This window comes from Chryseobacterium sp. KCF3-3, assembly GCF_045865955.1.
GTDB lineage: Bacteria > Bacteroidota > Bacteroidia > Flavobacteriales > Weeksellaceae > Chryseobacterium.
The window spans coordinates 4,737,403-4,755,213 of sequence record NZ_AP035792.1 but is presented as its reverse complement, the minus strand read 5'-3'; the positions used below and the strand labels follow the sequence as shown (position 1 = coordinate 4,755,213).

Below are 17,811 nucleotides of genomic sequence, written 5' to 3'. Positions count from 1 at the left end.
AGGTTTATATAGAAAAAATTAAAAATAAATTTGTTGTAAGGATTGATAAAATGAATTTAGAGGTTATAAGACAGGATACTCCGGGATGTTCGGATAAGATATTTTTAAACAGTGCAGGGGCTTCATTAATGCCTAAATCTGTTGTGGAGACTACCATTAAGTTTTTATATGAAGAACAGGAACTGGGAGGATATGCAGCGGCGGTTCAAAACCCAGGTATCATCAATCAGTTTTATGAAGAGACTGCAAAATTGATTAATACAAAACCTTCCCATATTGCATTTGTAAGCAGTTCTACAGATGGATATGCAAAAGCTTTATCCAGTATTGATTTTAAAGAAGGAGATTGTATCATTACCACCAATGATGATTATATATCCAATCAGATTGCTTTTATTTCTTTGCAGAAAAGATATCAGATCGAAATCATCCGGGTTGCCAACCTTCCTGACCATGAATTGGATCTTGAAGATTTTGAAAATCTGATCAAAAAGCATAATCCCAAATTAATTGCTGTTACTCACATTCCTACCAATTCCGGGTTAATTCAGAATGTAGAAGGAGTAGGGAAGTTATGCAAACAATATGATGTTTTGTATCTTGTGGATGCTTGTCAGTCTGTAGGACAGATCGTGGTGGATGTAGAAAAAATCCATTGTGATTTTCTGACGGCAACCGGAAGGAAATTTATGCGTGGACCTAGAGGAACTGGATTTTTATACGTTTCAGATAAAGTATTAAACCAGAAAATGTATCCTCTGTTTTTAGATAGTTTTGGTGCTCAATGGACATCATTTGATGATTTTCAGCTCAATGATACTGCTAAAAGATTTGAACTTTTTGAAAGACCTTATTCTGCTTTGGCTGGATTTGCAGAGGCTTTACGCTATGCCAATGCGATTGGAATGGATCAAATTGAGAATTACAACCGGAAATTGACCGATACTTTAAGAATTAATCTGCAGAATAATGGTTTCAGAGTTCTGGATAAAGGAAACAGGTTGAGCAGTATTGTGACTTTTTGCCAGGCAGATGGAAAGGTTGAAAAGATTCATAAAGCTTTGAGTGATCATAACGTGTTTTTTAAGGAAAATCGCAGACAGGATGCCTTAATAGATTTTACCTCTAAAAATGTAGATCATGCGATCCGTTTATCCCCTCATTACTTTAATACGATGGAAGAAATTGGAAAAGTATCACAACTTTTGGAAAATATACACCATTAAAATGATGGTTTAAAATTTGAAGAGCCCTGGCATTCGCCAGGGCTCTTCAAATTTTATTTTTTGTTCAGAAGATCAAGCGTATGTTCTACGTGTCCGCCTCCTTTCCATTCATCGTGTCCAGGAATAATCAGGGTTGCCTGTGAATATTTGTTTTTCAGTTTTGTCATGGTTTGCGGCCATTGGGCAACGTTGGCTTCTCCAGTATAGCCAAGATCAACGGCTGCTTTGCTTTTTACAAGACATCCTCCATCAAGTATTTTATATTTTGGAAACCAAACCACTACGTTATCAGCAGTATGTCCTTCCCCAAGAAAGTCTACTATGAATTCTTCTCCACCAATGCGGTAAGGTTTTCCTGTTTTAATAAGTTCTGTAGAAGTTGCTTTTCCATCTTTCTTCAAAAGTTCATTGGTTTTCGCTGTAGCGTAGGTTTTGATACCTTTCTTATTATAAAAGCTTAAATCTCCGGCTCTGTCTTCATGTGAATGCGTTGCAAATACAGCTATCACAGGAAGATTATGACGTTTTTGAATGGTATCCAAAAGACTTTGATACTGTGTTTTCTGCCAGGGAACATCAAACAAAACAACTCCTTTTTTGGTCACCAGATAAACGGCATTGGTGGAATATTCTTTACCTCCGAATACTCCGAAAGTTTTATAAATATAAAAATTGGGTTGAATCTGTGGTTCAATGACAAAGTCTCTTACCTGAGTGGTTTGAGCATTTGCCAATGGGCTTAGCAACATCGAAATAATAAAAAACGGAATGCTTTTTTTCATAATTTTTTACAGTAATAATTAAAGGTTGGTATTTGTCGGAAAGACAATGCCTGTAGAATGTTTTGCAAACCTAGTTAAAAATATACTTTCGGCTATTTTAAAAAGGGGAGTTTAACCGTTTTTTAACGATTAAGAGGAGTAACCTTTTTGAAATGGAGACAGTATACCCGCTGAAGTAATACTGGAAGACACTCCGATAAAAACTGCGGTCAATAAAAATGGTGCGTATACGACCAGAAATCTGGCTTCAGGATTAAGGTGTTTTTTGTAAGATGACAAACCTAACAGGTTTTTAAAACCTGTTAGGTTTATTTGAAGTAGACCATTAAGAAAAGTTTCGCTATAGTCTTACAATCAGAGTGCTTTATGTTAACTATACTTTTTCTTTTTTGAAAATGAAGACAGTATACCCGCTGAAGTAATACTGGAAGACACTCCGATAAAAACTGCGGTCAATAAAAATGGTGCGTATACGACCAGAAATCTGGCTTCAGGATTAAGGTGTTTTTTGTAAGATGACAAACCTAGCAGGTTTTAAAAACCTGCTAGGTTTATTTAGGATAGAGTATTAAGTAAAGTTTCGCTGTAAGCTTAAAATCAGAATGATTTATCTTAACTATACTTTATTTCTTAAATCTTCCTTAATGGTTTAAATTTTTTGATGAATTAAAGCAAACCTCACAGGTTTTTAAAACCTGTGAGGTTTATTTTCTCAGTTTAATGACTTATTTCTTTACGAGTATTTTCTCAGTCGCTTTTTTGCTTAAAATTTCTGTTTTGCCCTCAATTTCTATCGTCATGGATTTATCAAAACTTTCAATTTTTACAATTTTTACTTTTGTATTGAGCAGCAGTTTTCTGTCATTCAGATACGTCAGGAAAGCATCGTCGGAAAGAGTAACAGAAGCAAAAGTTACATTTTCTCCTGGTTCACAACTGCTTAATTTTTGTAGATCCTGAGCGATTATATTACCATCTTTATCAGGAATAGGTTCTCCATGAGGATCGAATTTAGGATGATCCAGGATTTCGTCCATTTTATCAAAGAAGATTTGAGAATGCACATGCTCCAGCTGTTCTGCTATCTCATGAACGTTTTCCCAGCCGAAATTCATTTTCTTCACCAGGAACATTTCGGTAAGTCGGTGTTTACGAACGACCAGGGCAGCTTCACGTCTTCCACTTTCTGTAACGATTAAGGGTTTGTAGGTTTCATAAATGACCCACTTTTTTTCCGCAAATTTCTTCATCATGTTATTGACACTCGGCATTTTTACATTTAAAAATTTGCTGAGCTCATTAATCGTAACCTTTCCTTCATTGTCAACTAAATGAAACAAAGCTTTCAGGTAATTCTCTTCTGTTAAGGTTGTTTTCAAAATGTTAGATGATTTTCAGTACAAATCTAACAAAATAAAATGAAAAGTTGACTCTTGTTATTTTAACTTTTTTTACTTTTACTCTATGAAATTTTCATTCAAAAACGATTATTCTGAAGGATGTCATCCTAATATTTTGCAGGCACTTTCACAGCATAATCTTGTACAGCAGGCTGGCTATGGAGAAGATGAGTATTCATTAAAAGCGAAAGCATTAATTAAAGAAAAAATCAACAATCCGGATTCGGAAGTTTTTTTAGTTTCTGGAGGAACACAGGCTAACTTAATTGTTATTTCTGCCATTCTAAAACCTTATCAGTGTGTTATCTCTGCTGCTCCCGGGCATATCCTGAATAATGAAACAGGAGCTATCGAAGCAACAGGTCATAAAGTATTAAGCATTGAATCTGCAGATGGTAAATTAAAACCGTCGGATATTATTCCCATTTTAGAAGGACACAGTAATGTACCGCATCAGGTGATGCCTAAACTGGTGTATATTTCCAATTCTACAGAGCTGGGAACAATCTACCAGGAAAAAGAGTTGGAAGAACTTTCAGCATTTTGTAAGCAGAATAAATTATATCTGTTTATGGATGGAGCAAGACTTGGACATGGTCTGACAGCGGAGATCAGTGATCTTACCCTGGAAAAAGTAGCTGCTCTTACCGATATTTTCTATCTTGGAGGAACTAAAAACGGAGCTTTGATAGGAGAGGCAATTGTGATTAATAATCCTGTGCTGCAGGAAGATTTTGCTTTTAATATCAAACAAAAAGGAGCATTACTGGCAAAAGGTAGATTATTGGGAATTCAGTTTTTGGAACTGATGAAGGACAACCTGTATTTTGATCTGGCACAACATGCCAATCAACAGGCCATGAAAATTAAAAAGGCTTTGCAGGAAAAAGGAACAGCTTTTCTTTCAGATACTTATACCAACCAGATTTTCCCTATTCTCAATAACCAACTTATAGAGGTGTTATCAGAGAATTTTGAATTCTATGTCTGGAAAAAAATAGATGAAAATTTTTCAGCCATTCGTCTTATTACTTCATGGAGTACAGGAGATGAAGCTGTAAACCGCTTTATTGAAATGATTGAACAGAATTAGCATAAAAAAACAGCCTTGAAAAAAGGCTGTTTTTGTTTTTATAACAGATTATTTTTTCAACGCTTCATTTACCACCTTACAATCTGCAGGGCTTAGCTTCTGTCCGTCTTTATAGCTTATCTTTTTCTCATCAGCATATTTAGATTGTCCGTCTTCTTCTTTATGATCACCAATACCTTCCGTCAAAACATTATCCTTTTGAAGGAAGTAGATATCTCTCTTGCTTTTTTTACCTTCAGAAGTAAATTCATAAGTTAGTTTCAAGGTATCTCCGGATTTGAAACCCGTTACATCTCCTTTTGAGCTGTCTTTTTCGCTGTTTTTATAAGATAATTTTCCGGTGATTGTTCCTAAATTGTCATCAATAGAAGCAAAAACACTGTCTTTTCCTGTAGCCCCGATATAACAGAACGATTTTGGTCCAAGAGTATCTATTACAGGTTCTTCCACAGCAATGGTATCTGCTTCCACTTTGGGAGCCGGTGCTTCAGTTTTCTTATTACAATTGATTAAAAAAGCTGATACAGCGCCCAATAAGATTAATTTTTTCATATCCTTAATTGTTAAAAATCAAATTTCTATTCTGCTAAAATAATAATAGTATTTGTATATTAAAAATAGGATATGAAGAGATAATGATTTTATGATGAAAATTAATATTTCAGAAAATGAATTTTAAGGAAAAATATTAATTAAAAAAATACATTGAAATTACCAATACTTACGGCATGAATTAACAGGTCGCTCCTCTGGAGCTATAATTTTAAAACAAATACGTCCTATTAACAGTTAGCTCCTATTGGAGCTGAATTTGATCCCATTGGGATCTACTGTTAATAGAAAAAATGAAGTCTCCGTAATAAATAAAGCTCCAGAGGAGCGATCTGTTAATTATCCTTTAATCTAATTGGACACAATGTTTAAAAATATTGTCCATAATGAAATACTATTTTAATGCTCTTAAAAATGTCTAATGTTTTTAGGCACGGAAAATGATTTACTTTTTAAAATTGATTTTAATGAAAAAGATTGCTAAAGTGTTGACCTTAGGATTATTTATTTTAGGTTTATATTTTGTGGAGGGACAGACTCCTCAGAATTATATTTATACTTCCTCGGGAGATCTGCATGGAATTGAAAAGATGATTACCCGTAAAGATATTGGCGGAGTACAGATTGTCTACAACTGGAAGGCTTTGGAAACATCAAAAGATGTATATGATTTTTCTGTTATTGAGAAAGATCTGAATTATCTGACGAGCCTCAACAAAAAACTATTTATCCAGCTTCAGGACAGATTTTTTGAGCCACAGGCAAAATATATCCCTGAGTATATGTTGAAAGATAAAGAGTATACAGGAGGATTGGTTCCTCAGTATGATAATCCGGGTGAAAATAAACCTGTTGGAAATGGTTGGGCTACCCAGCAATGGAATCCAGCAGTCCGAATGAGATTTCAGAAACTGATAAGAGAGCTGGCAAAGCAATTTGATGGAAAAATTCAAGGGATTAATCTTCCGGAAACAGCGATAGATATTGATATAAAAAAAGACAAAACAGGCTTTAGCTGCGACCGTTATTTTCAGGCCGAATTGGAAAATTTAAAATTTGCAAGAACTGCTTTCCACCAGTCTTACGTATTGCAATATGTCAATTTCTTTCCGTGTGAATGGGAAAATGATCACCAGTATATGTCCAGACTGTTCGAGTTTGCTTATAAAAATAATATCGGATTGGGTGGACCCGATATTGTTCCGGATAAAAAAGCACAAATGAAAAATTCTTATCCTTTTTTTAATCAATACAAAGGAAAGCTTTCTCTGGTTGCCATGGCCGTTCAGGAGCCGACGCTGACGTATAAAAACCCGAAAACGAAGAAACCTTTTACCAAAGAAGAATTTACAGAATATGCTGAAAAATATCTTGGCGTTAACATTATTTTCTGGAGTGTGGAATCTCCCTGGTTGGGAGATCCCAGCTAATAATTCTCCTTTATATTTTTAATAAACCTCGAAAGCCTCTTGCTGCATAATAAGAATCGGCACCGTTGTGGTAAGTAAATACAGTATTGTATCGTCTGTCACAGAAAATAGCGCCTCCAAGTTCACGGATATGCGATGGTGTTTTGATCCAGCTTGAAGTCTTCAGATCAAATTTCCCCAATTCCTGAAGATGACGATATTCTTCCTCTGTCAAAAGTTCAATGCCCATTTCAGAAGCGGTATCAATGACATTGCTTTCCGGTTTGTTGGCTTTTCTGGCATCCCAGGCAGGATAATCATAACATAAGCTTCGGCGTTTGGGACTTTCGGGAGAGCAATCAACAAAGGAGTATTCATCCGTTTTTTTATTATAATCTACCACGTCGGGTTCACCTTCTGTGGTTTCCATTTCGTATAAAGACCGTATCTTTTCGGGATTGGCTTCCAGTTTTTGCTGGATTTTTTCCCATTTCAGGTCTTTATGACGGTTCATATTTTTTTCGAAACGGGCTTTTAGTGTTTTCAAAAGTTCGTTGATTTGTTCCTGGGTCAGTTTATTTTTCATGTCAAATTTTATTTTGTTATGTTGATTGGTGTTGTTGGAAATCGCGAAGACGCAAATTTTATTAATAATGGCTTGTTTAAAGACGCAAGGATTTTATCTGCGATAAAATTTCTGACCGTTAATCTATAAAATTATTAATCAGTAATAGTAATTTTTCTTTCTACAGGTCTGAAATACCAGGAAATAAAAACCAGTACTAATAATAATACTGCAGGGAATGTTCTTCCGGGTGTGTCACCAACGATAAGATGGGAAATTACAGCGCCTGACATGACAAAGAAAAATCCTGCATAAGCCCATTCTTTTAAAAGCAGACGCTTAGGAATTAAGATGGCAATAACGCCCAGAATTTTCCAGACTCCGATGATAGTCATCAGATAAGAAGGGTAGCCGAGATTGGTAAAATTAGCCAGTTCATCTTTGTTTTTCATCAGTTGGACAATGGCTGTTGAAACCATTCCCAAAGCCATCCAAAGGGTGAATATCCAATAGATGATTTTTGTTCTTTTTTGTGATGGTTGTGGTGTGTTCATGATTGTTTTTTTTATATAATTAGTCGTTTAAACCTATTCCGTCCATGATTTGTGGAATGCATTTTTCAATGCGTGCTTCACGGGTTTTGGACTGTTTGGCAGAAGAAAAGTGGAGTAGATAGGCTCTTTGTCTTCCGGGAGTTAATGCTTTAAAAGCTTCCTGTAATGCAGGATTCTGATCCAGTTTCTCTTGAAATTCTTCAGCCATTTCAAACTCTTTTGTTTTCTTCATTTCCACTTTAGCACCTGATTCTTCTATTTCAACGGCTTGAAACATATAAGAGCGAAGAACTTCCTCCAAATCATTAATTTGCGCTACCTCAGTAAAACGAATCTGTCTTGCAGCCTGTACATTTTTAGACTGCTGAATCAGGATATTGTCAGGATCTTTCATCAAAGCTCCTTTAAAGAAGAGCAGCGCACAATATTCTTTAAAACCATGAATCAGGAAAATATTTTTCCCTTCATAGGTATAACAGGGACAGCCCCATTTTAGATCTTCTACAAGCTCAGTACTAAGGGCAATAGCTCTTAATTTTTCAAATTCTTCCTGCCATTGTCCGGCATTTTCGAAGAAAAAATTAACTTTTGGATTCATTGTGTGGTATGTTTGAGGGTTATTTAGGTCAGAGGGTTTGAGGGTATTAGAGTGGGAGGGTTTTGGGATGCGGGATTTGAGATGCGGATTATTTAGGTTAGAGGGTTTGAGGGTATTAGAGTGGGAGAGTTTTTGGTTTCGGGATGCGAGATTCGGGTTATGGGGTTTGTGATTCGGGTTATTTAGGTTAGAGGGTTTGAGAGTATTAGAGTGGGAGAGTTTCGGGATGCGAGATTCGGGTTATTCAGGGTAGTATATAAACCTCGAACCTCGTATCTCGTATTTTTGATTTAAATATTTCCTATAACCTATTATCTGCTACCTGCTACCTAATATCTCCTGCAAACGATTATGCGCCATATTAATACCTTGCGCGAATGGCATTTTCAGGTGCTGATCTCTGAAGTCTACAGATTTATAAATGGTTTGGATTGTGATTTTGCTGGTGGTATCCGTTAATTTTTCAAATTCTAAAAACTCGATCTGAGCCGGAAAAGGAGTGTTTTCCATCTGGAAAGTTCTTATGATTTTCTCATTCTGAACAATATCATGAATCGTTCCATTGGCACTGAAAACCACATCGCCCTGAGGATTTGAGGTTTCAAAGCGGTAACTTCCATGTTGTTTATTTTCGAATTGGGTTACTTTCGTTCCCATCCATTGCTCGAACAATTCAGCTTCTGTATACGCTTTGAAAAGAAGTTCTACGGGAAGATCAAATTCTCTGATGATGAAGATTTCCTGTTTTCCGTCTTCTGCGTGGATTTTTGTTTTAAGTTCCATATTTTTGTTTTTTTTAGTTTGAGGGTATTAGAGTTGGAGAGTTTGAGGGTTCGGGATGCGAGATCCGGGTTTTTGTGTTTACGAGGGTCGAGTTATTTTAAATTGCAATTCATTTATCCAATCTATCTCGGAACCTGCCCTGCGAAACCCCAATACCCCGAAATACGTATCTCGCACTTTGCATCACGCTTCTCTATTCTGATACGCTTTCATCACACTTTCCAGCTTGTTGAATTTCTCGTCCCACATTTTGCGGAAAGGTTCTATAAAATCGGCTATTTCTTTCATTTTATTGGGATTTAGGTGATAGATAATTTCTCTGCCGTTTTGTTCGGATCTCAGCAGTTCACATTCTGTAAGGATCTGGAGATGCTTTGAAACAGTGGGTCTTGCCGTATCAAAATTGGAGGCAATGGCTCCCGCTGTCATCGACTGTGTCGCTACCAATATCAATATAGATCGTCTTGTAGGATCTGCTATCGCCTGAAATACATCTCTTCTTAAATTCATTGTGTAGTTATTTGACTACAAATATATATGTAGTTATTCAGCTACGCAAATATTTTGTAATAAATTTTTGATTGTAATGAAAAAAGCTCAACAATATAATGAAATACATTGTTGAGCTTTGAATTTTTAAATGAAAATAGAGAAGTATGCTTAAGATCTTACTTCCAGATCTTCAACTATATTTATGGCTTCCTGCAGATAGAGGTCTTTTTGCAGATTTTTAATCCATACCTCTGATTTATTTTTGAATGCTGCGTCATTTTTTTCTCTTTCAATATCCTTTGGATACATGGTAAATGTAAGACCGCTTTCTAATGTTTTTAAAACTTTGAATTTATCATCCTGAGTTTTTCTCTGCTTCATCAGATCGCTATATTTCTGAATGCTCAAAGGCACTGTTTTTTCCTTACCCAGATTTTCTTTCCATTGGGCATATTCCAGTAATAGCTTATAATTATCGTTTTTAGCAATCCTATCTGCACTTACTTTCTGCAAAGCCTGAATATTGAAAAAGTTTTGTCTGTTAAAGCTTGTTCCCTGTATTTTATCCCAGGCTAAAGCATAGTCATCATATTTTTCACCAATGTCTGCATACGAAAAGACATCTTTCATCTGGATATCTGAACTTACTCCTTTTCTCTGTGTAGACTCTCCGGTGATTCTATAATATTTCTGAATGGTTAGTTTTATGGAACCAAAATCTTCCTCAGTATTTAAAAACCTGTTCAAATCTACAAATACCTGCACCGTTCCTTTTCCATACGAAACAGGAGAGCCCATGATAACTGCTCTTCCGTAATCCTGCATCACACCGGCTAAAATTTCTGCCGCAGAAGCAGACAATTCATTCTGTAGAATCACCAGTGGACCCTTCCAGATAGGAGCTTCATTTTTATTTTTTAAAGTGGTAATCTTTCCATTTCCGTCCTTCACCTGCACATAAGGGCCTGCATCCATGAAAAGCCCCATAATATCACCAACTTCAGATAAAGAACCGCCAGAGTTCCCTCTAAGATCCAAAACAATTCCCTGGATATTTTGTTCTTTAAGCTTGATGATTTCTTTTTTAATATCATCAGAAGCATTTCTGCCGTCTTTATCTTCAAAATCGGCATTGAACTTAGGTAAATTAATAAGTCCGTATTTTTTATCGGATGCATTGATGATAATACTCTTAGCAAAAGTATCTTCAATCGATATTTCTTCACGGATTATGGTCACATCCTGAATCGTTCCATCTTTTTTCTGTACCGTTAAAATAATTGGAGTTCCTTTTTCACCTCTGATTAATTTGATGGCTTCGCTGGAAAGCATATCCACAACATTTACAGGATCAGTATCCGGAGTTGATTTTATTTTTAAGATCTTATCACCTTCAGTCAGCTGCTTGGTCTTCCATGCCGGAGCTCCAATGGATAATGTACCGATATAGAGGTTTCCTTTCTTCTCCTGAATCACAGCGCCTATCCCGATGATCTTTCCTTTGAAATCCATATCAAAATCTTTCTTTCCCTGCGGCGAATAATAATTGGTATGCGGATCGAAAATATGGGTATAAGCATTGATGTATACGGTAAACCAATCCATTTTTTGCCTTTTTCTGAATCTGATAAACTTTTCTTCCAGAAGATCTTTAACATTTTCTGTCGCTTTTTTTATCTTTTCATCCTGGCTCAGGACTTCGGGCTTATTGTTGTTTTCTTTATTATCAGAATCTTTCTTCTTCTTTTCTTCGCTTTTCCTGTTCATGGATTCTATTTCCTGCAGAATATTGTATTTCACATATTTCCTCCATTCATTGTACTGCTGCTGCTTGTTGGCTGGTGCATTTTTCAGTTTAGGCTCCAAAGTCAGTATTTCATCCTCTTCCAGATTGATGGGTTTACTGAAAATGTCTTTGGTCATTTTATCAATTTCATCAATCCTTTGATACAATTTATCGACTGTCAGTTTATAAAAAGTCAAATCTCCGGTGTTCAGATAATCATCCAGTTTGGTTTCATATTTACGAAACTCATCCATATCAGATTGTAGGAAATAGGTTTTTGTAGGGTCTATTGATTCAAAATACTGCTTATACACTTCTTTTGAATACGCATCATTAATAGGTTTGGGGCTGTAATGCAGATAAGACAAAATATTCTTCGTATTGACCATGATGATCTGCATCTTTTCTTCTTCATTGAGTGGAGGACGGAAACCGAACACGAAAAATGTAAGCGGAAGAAGAAGTAATAAACGAACGGTTCTAAAATTTTTCAACATATCTCTGATTGTGCTTTTAATTGAAAACTTTACTTCTTTTGTTGCTATTAATTGATCTTTTTTTTAATTTAATGATTGAAAATAGCAGTAAACAAGAGTTTTCAATGTGCTTTTATAAAAATCATGTGAATGTATGAAAAATATTGATAATAAGTAATTGTGGAGTGGGATTTTAAGATAAGTTTAAGGTTTGGAGAGTTAGATTGTTACCAATGTTTAATCTAGAATGTCTGACATAGATATCTTCCTTAATTTATAATGTAGTTTTACTTAGCTATGCAAATTTTTTTGAGAAAAATTACTGATTTTGAGAGTGAAGTATAAAAAGAAAAGTTAGTGAAGTAATAGCACAATTAGTTATTGCTTTAATCTTTCTTCCCTATGATATTTTAAATATTTTTTATTGTTGTTTTTAATATCTATGATAATATTATTATCAATATTAAGTTTATCAAAATTATTTAACAATTTTGAAATAATTATTTTTCCATTATCATCAAATGAAATATAGCCTAGATCAAACAGTTTATCATAGGTTGGTAAAAGTAATAAGCCATTATACTTATCAATTTTTTCCTGATTTGTTGATTTTTTCCAGGGTTTAATATGTGAAGCAATTAAAAATTTTGAATCTTCAAATTTTGATATAGCACAACCTTTCCAAAGTTCAATTAATTCTTCTCTGAATTTTCCTTGTCCAATACGACTTAAAATAATGGATTCTTTTTCAAGATTACTTAAAGTTTTGTCATTGTGTATCTGATTAATAGTATCATCAATTTTTTCTTCATTAGTTAAAAAAAATTCAATGTAAAGATCCCAGGAACGACTATACATTCTGTTTCCTCTTTTATTTTTTTGAAAAAACTCATCATTACTGAAATATTCATCTTTTAATATAAGTAAATCTTCCAAATTTCTTATTTCATATAAATCAATAGCTTTATTGAAAGATTTTTTGACGTGATTTGAAATAGTAGTTATTGTATTTGAATATTTGTCAGGTCTTGTTACTTGTGGTTTATTTTCTACAAGCCATTTTTGAAATAATATTTTAAAGCTCATTTTTTTATTAAATAAAATATTTTCTAAAAATGTTTTGTAATAAAGAGATATGCAAGTTGATGCTATTCGTATCTTCAGTTATTTTTCGACATCTTTATTTTCCGAATTTACAGCCTTTATAATTGCTTCAAATTCTTGTTCATTGATATTCGTTATCCCTGTTCTTAAAAAATAGTACGCAAATTTTCCAATTATTTCATTAGTTAGATCATCACTTAATGTTATTATGTAATCAAAATTATCTGTAAATGATTTTAAATCAATTGTGTGATGATCTGCTAAATCTATCATACCTCCATCAGAAAAGAATATATTACTTGGTATATACCTTGTAGATTTTCCTTGAAGATTATCTGTTAAGTAATCACGTAGTCGTTTTTCAACTTCTTCAGGTTTCCCATTAAGTTTTATTGGTTTTGGTTTATGAATTTTTGCAACCATTACATTAGCAGCTTTTCTTGTAGCAAAATCACATCTTGGGGTCAATATTAAAAATGTTTCTTCACCATTTTTTTGTTTCCAGATATCACCGGTCCAAACGGGTAATTTACTTTGACGCTTATAAAAATGTTCAATAGGGTGTACTTTATCTTCACTATCTGCTACAGGAGCTAATAAGTCTGATGATAGTGTTTTAATAGCAATTCTTTTAAAAACTTTCTTAACCCTTTCTTTCTGATTTTCCGGTTTTTCAGAAACCATGATACTTTTCAAAACTTCTTCAATCTGGTTGTTTTGAGAAAACTGGTTGGTAAACGATTTATTAAGTTCGGCTTTTATTTCTGATTCTAAAACCCCGCCCGGACAAAAAACATCGATAAAACCAGAGTTAGAAAGAAATTTTATTTTGTCAAAAATATCCTGGATACTATCATCTTTTGAAACTTTAAATACAGTTCCATTCCGGGTGTATTTATCATCGATGCTTTCCAAATGTCCGCTATATATAAAGATAGGCAAATTATATTTTACAAACTTTTCATTTATTACCGTCAAAAATTCAGGATTACCAGCAAGTTCTTCTTTCGTGGCTTTACTACCTATTAGATCAAATATTATAGCTTTAATATTTCTTTCCTGATCATTAATTACAGAATTGAACTCCTCGGTTGTTGAGCATCCAATATACTCAAACTCCATATCAAGTTGTTGATAAAGATTATTATAACGTTCAATTAAAGTTTTGTCATTTTCTAAATGTAAAATAATACCATTACCCATTTTTTTCTTTTTTAATGATGAATGAGGGACCATCTTTTCTGTTTTCTGCTGAAATATTCCAACTATTCCTGCTGAGAATACTTTGTGTAAATGCAAGGCCAAGTCCTGTAGCATTTTTTTCAGATCTTGTAGTAACCCCATAATTAAAGATATGATCAATTAATTCTTCGTTAATAAATGGCCCTGAATTACTTATTATGAAAGAATCTCCTTCAATATAAAATCGTATTTCTCCTGGGTTTTCGGATTTTTTAATCCAATAAACTGCATTATTTATAATATTGAGAAATGCTATCCAGAAAGCATATTCAAGATCAATTATTTCATACTTTTCCAATCTTTGATCTGCAACAATAGAAATTTTATAATCATCGATATCTGATTTATAAAGATTGCACACTTTTAAAAATGTATTATAGGGTGCAAATTTTTTACTTCTTGACCGCCCAATTGCAGGTTGCAATGATTTTCGTAATTCAGACAATACATCTGTAGCATAATTTAGAGTATTAATATCTTCTACGAATTTATCCAAGGCATCTGAATTGATTTTTGACTTCTTTAAATCAAGAGATGATTTAGTAGCTCTTAATCCTGATATTGGTTGCGCCATTTCATGATACACCAGTTCAATTCCGCTTCCTAAAGAAGCCAGACGTTCAGAAAAAGAAAGAGATTCTTCAATATTGTCCATTGAAGTGGTTACTTCTTTCATGAATTTTTCTGAATAGCTTATAATTGCAGATGTAGCATTAAGATGATGTAACCTTGATATATATTCTTCAAAGTCTGGTCGCTCATGTTTACTTGTAGGAACTCTACCTAAACCATGTAATAGTCTGTAATTATATCGTTTTTTTCCGAGAAAGGAAAAAATCTCTTTCATTGTAGCCTTGACCTGTTGGAATGCTTTATTTTCGAGAAAACCTTCTCTGTTTGTTTTTTCTTCCAGATTATCATTTTCAGGAGAATAGAAAAATACATATCCCAGAATCTGGTTTGTATTTACATTTCTTCCAGGGTTTTGTACACGTGCTTTGGAAAGCTCTATCCAGTCTTCAACCTCGTCGCCATACGGTTTTACTCCAAAACCATTTTTAGAGATTCTCATTCCCTGAAAATTTTTAAAAACAGAACGGAACTCTGCAGCACTTTTTAATTTGGATTCTTTAGCAAGTTTTTCCAGATTATCCTTTTCTCCAATATCATATATTCGTACATCGAAGTAATATTCTCCTGTTTCATTTACTTCTGTATCAGCAAAGAGATTTGCTTGACTTTCATTTTTATCTCTAAAATCACTCTGTAATAGCTCAAAAGATTCTTCTTTTATATCATTTTCTAATCTTTTATAGGAAATATAACCTGATACATCTCCATCTTTCGAAACCTTACCATAAATTCTGTAGTCATAAGCAGATTGTATAGGAACAGGCTCAACAGGAAGCCATTCTATCTCATTTTCATCCTGATCAGGTAAAAGATTTGTGCCATAGTCAATCGAAAATTTACTTTTGGAAGTTGCTATCTCTTTCTTATCATTGATAAGCTTTTTTTCCTGTAATTCTTTCTGAATTTCATTATTGAGATTTAATGGAGTAATAAGAGTGGCCAGAGCCTTATAAAAACTTGTGTTTTCATACGGTTCTGATTGCCCCGGTAGTTCCAGTTGATTATGTTCTTCCTTGAGTATTTTCAATACTGAATCATCCAGGGACTCGATTATTATAAGAGTTCCTTTTTTAAATGAATCCAGCCCTGCAATTTTGAGAAAGTTCAATAACCTGCTATTTACATGTGTTTTCCTTTCTTTCAAAATATTTTCCTCTGAAAAAAGGGATGTATAATCGGATATTCTATCTCCCGGAAAATCAATTGCAGACAATAGGACTTCTTCTTTAAATGCTTCACGGTTTACGGTTATCCAGTTGTAATCTGTTGTATTAGTTTCTCTGGTTATGACCGTTACGTTTTCGCCTAACGCCATAGCTGCTAATCTCCCTATTCCTTTACTTCCAAGTTGGTTTCTTTCGTATATAGTACTTTTACTATCAGCTTTTCGTTTAGAGCTAACAGATGGTTTCAACCAATCGCCAAATAGTGTTTTATAACTCATTCCAGAGCCATTATCATAGACTATTACAAATGATTCGCATGAATTTACTGAAGAAGAAAAATACACCTTACAGGAAAGCGCATCTGCATCATATCCGTTTTTAACCAATTCGTTTATTGCAGTACTAGGATGACCAATAAGTTGTTCTCCCATCTGAATTATGGACATTGCACCAGGTTGAAATGAATGTCTTTTTATGGTATTATTTTCAGGCATTATTTAATATCTTATTTATTTGCTCTGCAATTTTTTCTGCCATTAGCGGAGGAACAGCATTTCCTATTTGTCTGAAAGCTGCCGTTCTTGGCTGGTCCTCTTTAATTCCTTCAAAATAATAATCATCAGGAAAAGATTGTATTCTGGCAGCTTCTCTTACAGAAATTGATCTTAATTGTTTTTTGTCAGGGTGGATAAAGTGATGTCCATCCTTGGCGATATGAGCAATCATTGTGTGTGGTTCTTTACCAACCACTTTAAATCTGTCCAGAAAATCAGAAACATTTTTTTGTGTTCTCATTTCAGCTGGTATCTTATCATTTTTTAATCTTTCACCTTGTTCAAGGTAGTTTATTGCAAGTTTATATATCATCAGATCTCTTTCATTGTGGGGTCTGCTAATATGCTGACTTACAAAATCAATCCCGTTTCGGATAGAATTGTTGCTCAAATAATCGTTTGTTTCTTTATAATATTTATGAGTTTTTTTATTTTCACCCGGCGTTATTGGAGGTAAATCCGAAAATATAGTATCTCTATAATATTTGTCATTGATTTTGGGAATATCCGGATATGAAAAGTTAAATTCTTTTTTCCAGCCAATAATAATCACTCTTTGTCTGTGTTGAACAACTCCATAGTGGTATGAGTTAAGCAATTTAGCTTCAACATTGTATCCTAATCTTTTGTAATAGCTTTGAAGATTTTTATAATACTGGCCATCTGCAGCAGATAATATTCCTGGAACATTTTCAAACACAAACATCTTTGGATTATATTTTTTCAGAAATCTACCATATTGAATATATAATCTTGTCCTTTCATCATCTTTCTTGTGTTTCAATGGTGCTCTTCCTACAATAGAATATGCCTGGCAGGGTGGGCCACCAATAATCAAATCTACAGACTCTTTACCTAATAGCCCATCGATAGAATGAAAAATTTTTTCATTGTCCTTTCCAATTTCAGCATGGATTACACTACTTAAAATATTTTCTGGAATAAAAGAATATAGTTTTTCTCTGTTTTTTTCTCCTTTCAAATATTTATAGTATATACTTAAATTTTTTGTTTCACGGAGGAAGTGAAAGGCTACTCTTGTTCTTAGTGTGTAGCAAGCAGCTTTATCATATTCAACATGTGCTACTGGCGTAAATCCGGCTCTTATAAACCCTTCAGACAGGCCTCCAGCGCCAGCAAAAAGATCGATATATGTAAATTTTTCAGACATTTTTAAAAAAATTAGCATTAAAAAAATCAGAAAATGAAATTTCAAGACCTGTGAGTACTTTCTTTAATGTTTCAATTGAAACGTTTCTTCTACCATTTTCAATATGAGTCATAAAAGATCTTTCTATACCTGCATTAAAAGCAACAGCTTCCTGTGAGAGTTTTTTTTCAACCCTTACTTCTTTAATTCTTTCTCCGATTTTTTGTTTAATATTTTCCACTGTGC

Annotated in this window: 17 protein-coding genes; 3 read left to right on the top strand and 14 right to left on the bottom strand. The window is 34.0% G+C overall.

The genetic code is table 11. The features are described 5' to 3' along the window. The first annotated feature begins 50 nt into the window (after positions 1–50). Positions 51–1,226, top strand: a complete 1,176-nt coding sequence (locus ACKTTZ_RS21170; RefSeq protein WP_407846552.1) for an aminotransferase class V-fold PLP-dependent enzyme — start codon at positions 51–53, stop codon at positions 1,224–1,226. Positions 1,227–1,279: 53 nt separating this feature from the next. On the opposite strand, the gene blaIND is transcribed toward ACKTTZ_RS21170, so the two are convergent. Beyond that, the gene (gene blaIND / locus ACKTTZ_RS21165) at positions 1,280–2,008 is read right to left on the bottom strand and encodes an IND family subclass B1 metallo-beta-lactamase (protein WP_034697826.1); all 729 of its coding nucleotides are present in this window, start codon (positions 2,006–2,008) and stop codon (positions 1,280–1,282) included. A 725-nt stretch (positions 2,009–2,733) separates the two neighbouring features. Then, a complete protein-coding gene (locus ACKTTZ_RS21160) occupies positions 2,734–3,387 on the bottom strand; it encodes a metal-dependent transcriptional regulator (RefSeq protein WP_034697829.1) in 654 nt (217 codons plus the stop codon). Between the two features lie 85 nt (positions 3,388–3,472). On the opposite strand from ACKTTZ_RS21160, the gene ACKTTZ_RS21155 reads away from it, so the two are divergent. Next, on the top strand, positions 3,473–4,501 hold the full coding sequence (locus ACKTTZ_RS21155; RefSeq protein WP_407846551.1) for a threonine aldolase family protein: 1,029 nt from the start codon (positions 3,473–3,475) through the stop codon (positions 4,499–4,501). 48 nt (positions 4,502–4,549) lie between these two features. Here ACKTTZ_RS21155 and ACKTTZ_RS21150 read toward each other — a convergent pair whose 3' ends face one another. Next, on the bottom strand, positions 4,550–5,053 hold the full coding sequence (locus tag ACKTTZ_RS21150) for a hypothetical protein (protein ID WP_253316063.1): 504 nt from the start codon (positions 5,051–5,053) through the stop codon (positions 4,550–4,552). 467 nt (positions 5,054–5,520) lie between these two features. On the opposite strand from ACKTTZ_RS21150, the gene ACKTTZ_RS21145 reads away from it, so the two are divergent. Next, a complete protein-coding gene (locus ACKTTZ_RS21145) occupies positions 5,521–6,483 on the top strand; it encodes a hypothetical protein (RefSeq protein ID WP_407846550.1) in 963 nt (320 codons plus the stop codon). 10 nt (positions 6,484–6,493) lie between these two features. On the opposite strand, the gene ACKTTZ_RS21140 is transcribed toward ACKTTZ_RS21145, so the two are convergent. The 11 genes from ACKTTZ_RS21140 to ACKTTZ_RS21090 form a co-directional block, all read right to left on the bottom strand. After that, positions 6,494–7,048, bottom strand: coding sequence for a DUF4256 domain-containing protein (locus ACKTTZ_RS21140; RefSeq protein WP_407846549.1), 555 nt, complete (start codon positions 7,046–7,048; stop codon positions 6,494–6,496). A gap of 134 nt (positions 7,049–7,182) precedes the next feature. Further along, a complete protein-coding gene (locus ACKTTZ_RS21135; protein WP_034697841.1) occupies positions 7,183–7,581 on the bottom strand; it encodes a DoxX family protein in 399 nt (132 codons plus the stop codon). A 19-nt stretch (positions 7,582–7,600) separates the two neighbouring features. After that, positions 7,601–8,179 carry a YdeI family protein gene (locus ACKTTZ_RS21130; RefSeq protein WP_034697843.1) on the bottom strand — a complete coding sequence of 193 codons (579 nt, stop codon included), beginning with the start codon at positions 8,177–8,179 and terminating at the stop codon, positions 7,601–7,603. Between the two features lie 318 nt (positions 8,180–8,497). Beyond that, positions 8,498–8,962 carry an SRPBCC domain-containing protein gene (locus ACKTTZ_RS21125; RefSeq protein ID WP_034697850.1) on the bottom strand — a complete coding sequence of 155 codons (465 nt, stop codon included), beginning with the start codon at positions 8,960–8,962 and terminating at the stop codon, positions 8,498–8,500. Between the two features lie 183 nt (positions 8,963–9,145). Further along, entirely contained in the window at positions 9,146–9,472 is a 327-nt protein-coding gene (locus tag ACKTTZ_RS21120; RefSeq protein ID WP_034697852.1) for a helix-turn-helix transcriptional regulator, read from the bottom strand. Positions 9,473–9,622: 150 nt separating this feature from the next. Next, positions 9,623–11,737, bottom strand: coding sequence for a carboxy terminal-processing peptidase (locus ACKTTZ_RS21115; protein ID WP_407846548.1), 2,115 nt, complete (start codon positions 11,735–11,737; stop codon positions 9,623–9,625). Between the two features lie 357 nt (positions 11,738–12,094). Further along, a complete protein-coding gene (locus ACKTTZ_RS21110) occupies positions 12,095–12,802 on the bottom strand; it encodes an HNH endonuclease (protein ID WP_407846547.1) in 708 nt (235 codons plus the stop codon). Positions 12,803–12,880: 78 nt separating this feature from the next. Continuing rightward, on the bottom strand, positions 12,881–14,056 hold the full coding sequence (locus ACKTTZ_RS21105; protein WP_407846546.1) for a hypothetical protein: 1,176 nt from the start codon (positions 14,054–14,056) through the stop codon (positions 12,881–12,883). Next, entirely contained in the window at positions 14,016–16,355 is a 2,340-nt protein-coding gene (locus ACKTTZ_RS21100) for an ATP-binding protein (RefSeq protein WP_407846545.1), read from the bottom strand. The genes ACKTTZ_RS21105 and ACKTTZ_RS21100 overlap by 41 nt, the downstream gene beginning before the upstream one ends. Beyond that, positions 16,348–17,586, bottom strand: coding sequence for a DNA cytosine methyltransferase (locus ACKTTZ_RS21095; RefSeq protein ID WP_407846544.1), 1,239 nt, complete (start codon positions 17,584–17,586; stop codon positions 16,348–16,350). Before ACKTTZ_RS21095 ends, ACKTTZ_RS21100 begins: the two co-directional genes overlap by 8 nt. Next, positions 17,579–17,806, bottom strand: a complete 228-nt coding sequence (locus ACKTTZ_RS21090; protein WP_407846543.1) for a helix-turn-helix domain-containing protein — start codon at positions 17,804–17,806, stop codon at positions 17,579–17,581. Before ACKTTZ_RS21090 ends, ACKTTZ_RS21095 begins: the two co-directional genes overlap by 8 nt. Between the last annotated feature and the right edge of the window lie 5 nt (positions 17,807–17,811).

Bases quoted from the DNA above. Each gene is read 5' to 3' on its own strand.
- ACKTTZ_RS21120 (WP_034697852.1), bottom strand. From the start codon at position 9,472: ATGAATTTAAGAAGAGATGTATTTCAGGCGATAGCAGATCCTACAAGA.
- ACKTTZ_RS21095 (WP_407846544.1), bottom strand. From the start codon at position 17,586: ATGTCTGAAAAATTTACATATATCGATCTTTTTGCTGGCGCTGGAGGC.
- ACKTTZ_RS21135 (WP_034697841.1), bottom strand. From the start codon at position 7,581: ATGAACACACCACAACCATCACAAAAAAGAACAAAAATCATCTATTGG.
- ACKTTZ_RS21105 (WP_407846546.1), bottom strand. From the start codon at position 14,056: ATGGTCCCTCATTCATCATTAAAAAAGAAAAAAATGGGTAATGGTATT.
- ACKTTZ_RS21110 (WP_407846547.1), bottom strand. From the start codon at position 12,802: ATGAGCTTTAAAATATTATTTCAAAAATGGCTTGTAGAAAATAAACCA.
- ACKTTZ_RS21150 (WP_253316063.1), bottom strand. From the start codon at position 5,053: ATGAAAAAATTAATCTTATTGGGCGCTGTATCAGCTTTTTTAATCAAT.
- ACKTTZ_RS21130 (WP_034697843.1), bottom strand. From the start codon at position 8,179: ATGAATCCAAAAGTTAATTTTTTCTTCGAAAATGCCGGACAATGGCAG.
- ACKTTZ_RS21170 (WP_407846552.1), top strand. From the start codon at position 51: ATGAATTTAGAGGTTATAAGACAGGATACTCCGGGATGTTCGGATAAG.
- ACKTTZ_RS21155 (WP_407846551.1), top strand. From the start codon at position 3,473: ATGAAATTTTCATTCAAAAACGATTATTCTGAAGGATGTCATCCTAAT.
- ACKTTZ_RS21140 (WP_407846549.1), bottom strand. From the start codon at position 7,048: ATGAAAAATAAACTGACCCAGGAACAAATCAACGAACTTTTGAAAACA.
- ACKTTZ_RS21100 (WP_407846545.1), bottom strand. From the start codon at position 16,355: ATGCCTGAAAATAATACCATAAAAAGACATTCATTTCAACCTGGTGCA.
- ACKTTZ_RS21125 (WP_034697850.1), bottom strand. From the start codon at position 8,962: ATGGAACTTAAAACAAAAATCCACGCAGAAGACGGAAAACAGGAAATC.
- ACKTTZ_RS21115 (WP_407846548.1), bottom strand. From the start codon at position 11,737: ATGTTGAAAAATTTTAGAACCGTTCGTTTATTACTTCTTCTTCCGCTT.
- ACKTTZ_RS21145 (WP_407846550.1), top strand. From the start codon at position 5,521: ATGAAAAAGATTGCTAAAGTGTTGACCTTAGGATTATTTATTTTAGGT.
- blaIND (WP_034697826.1), bottom strand. From the start codon at position 2,008: ATGAAAAAAAGCATTCCGTTTTTTATTATTTCGATGTTGCTAAGCCCA.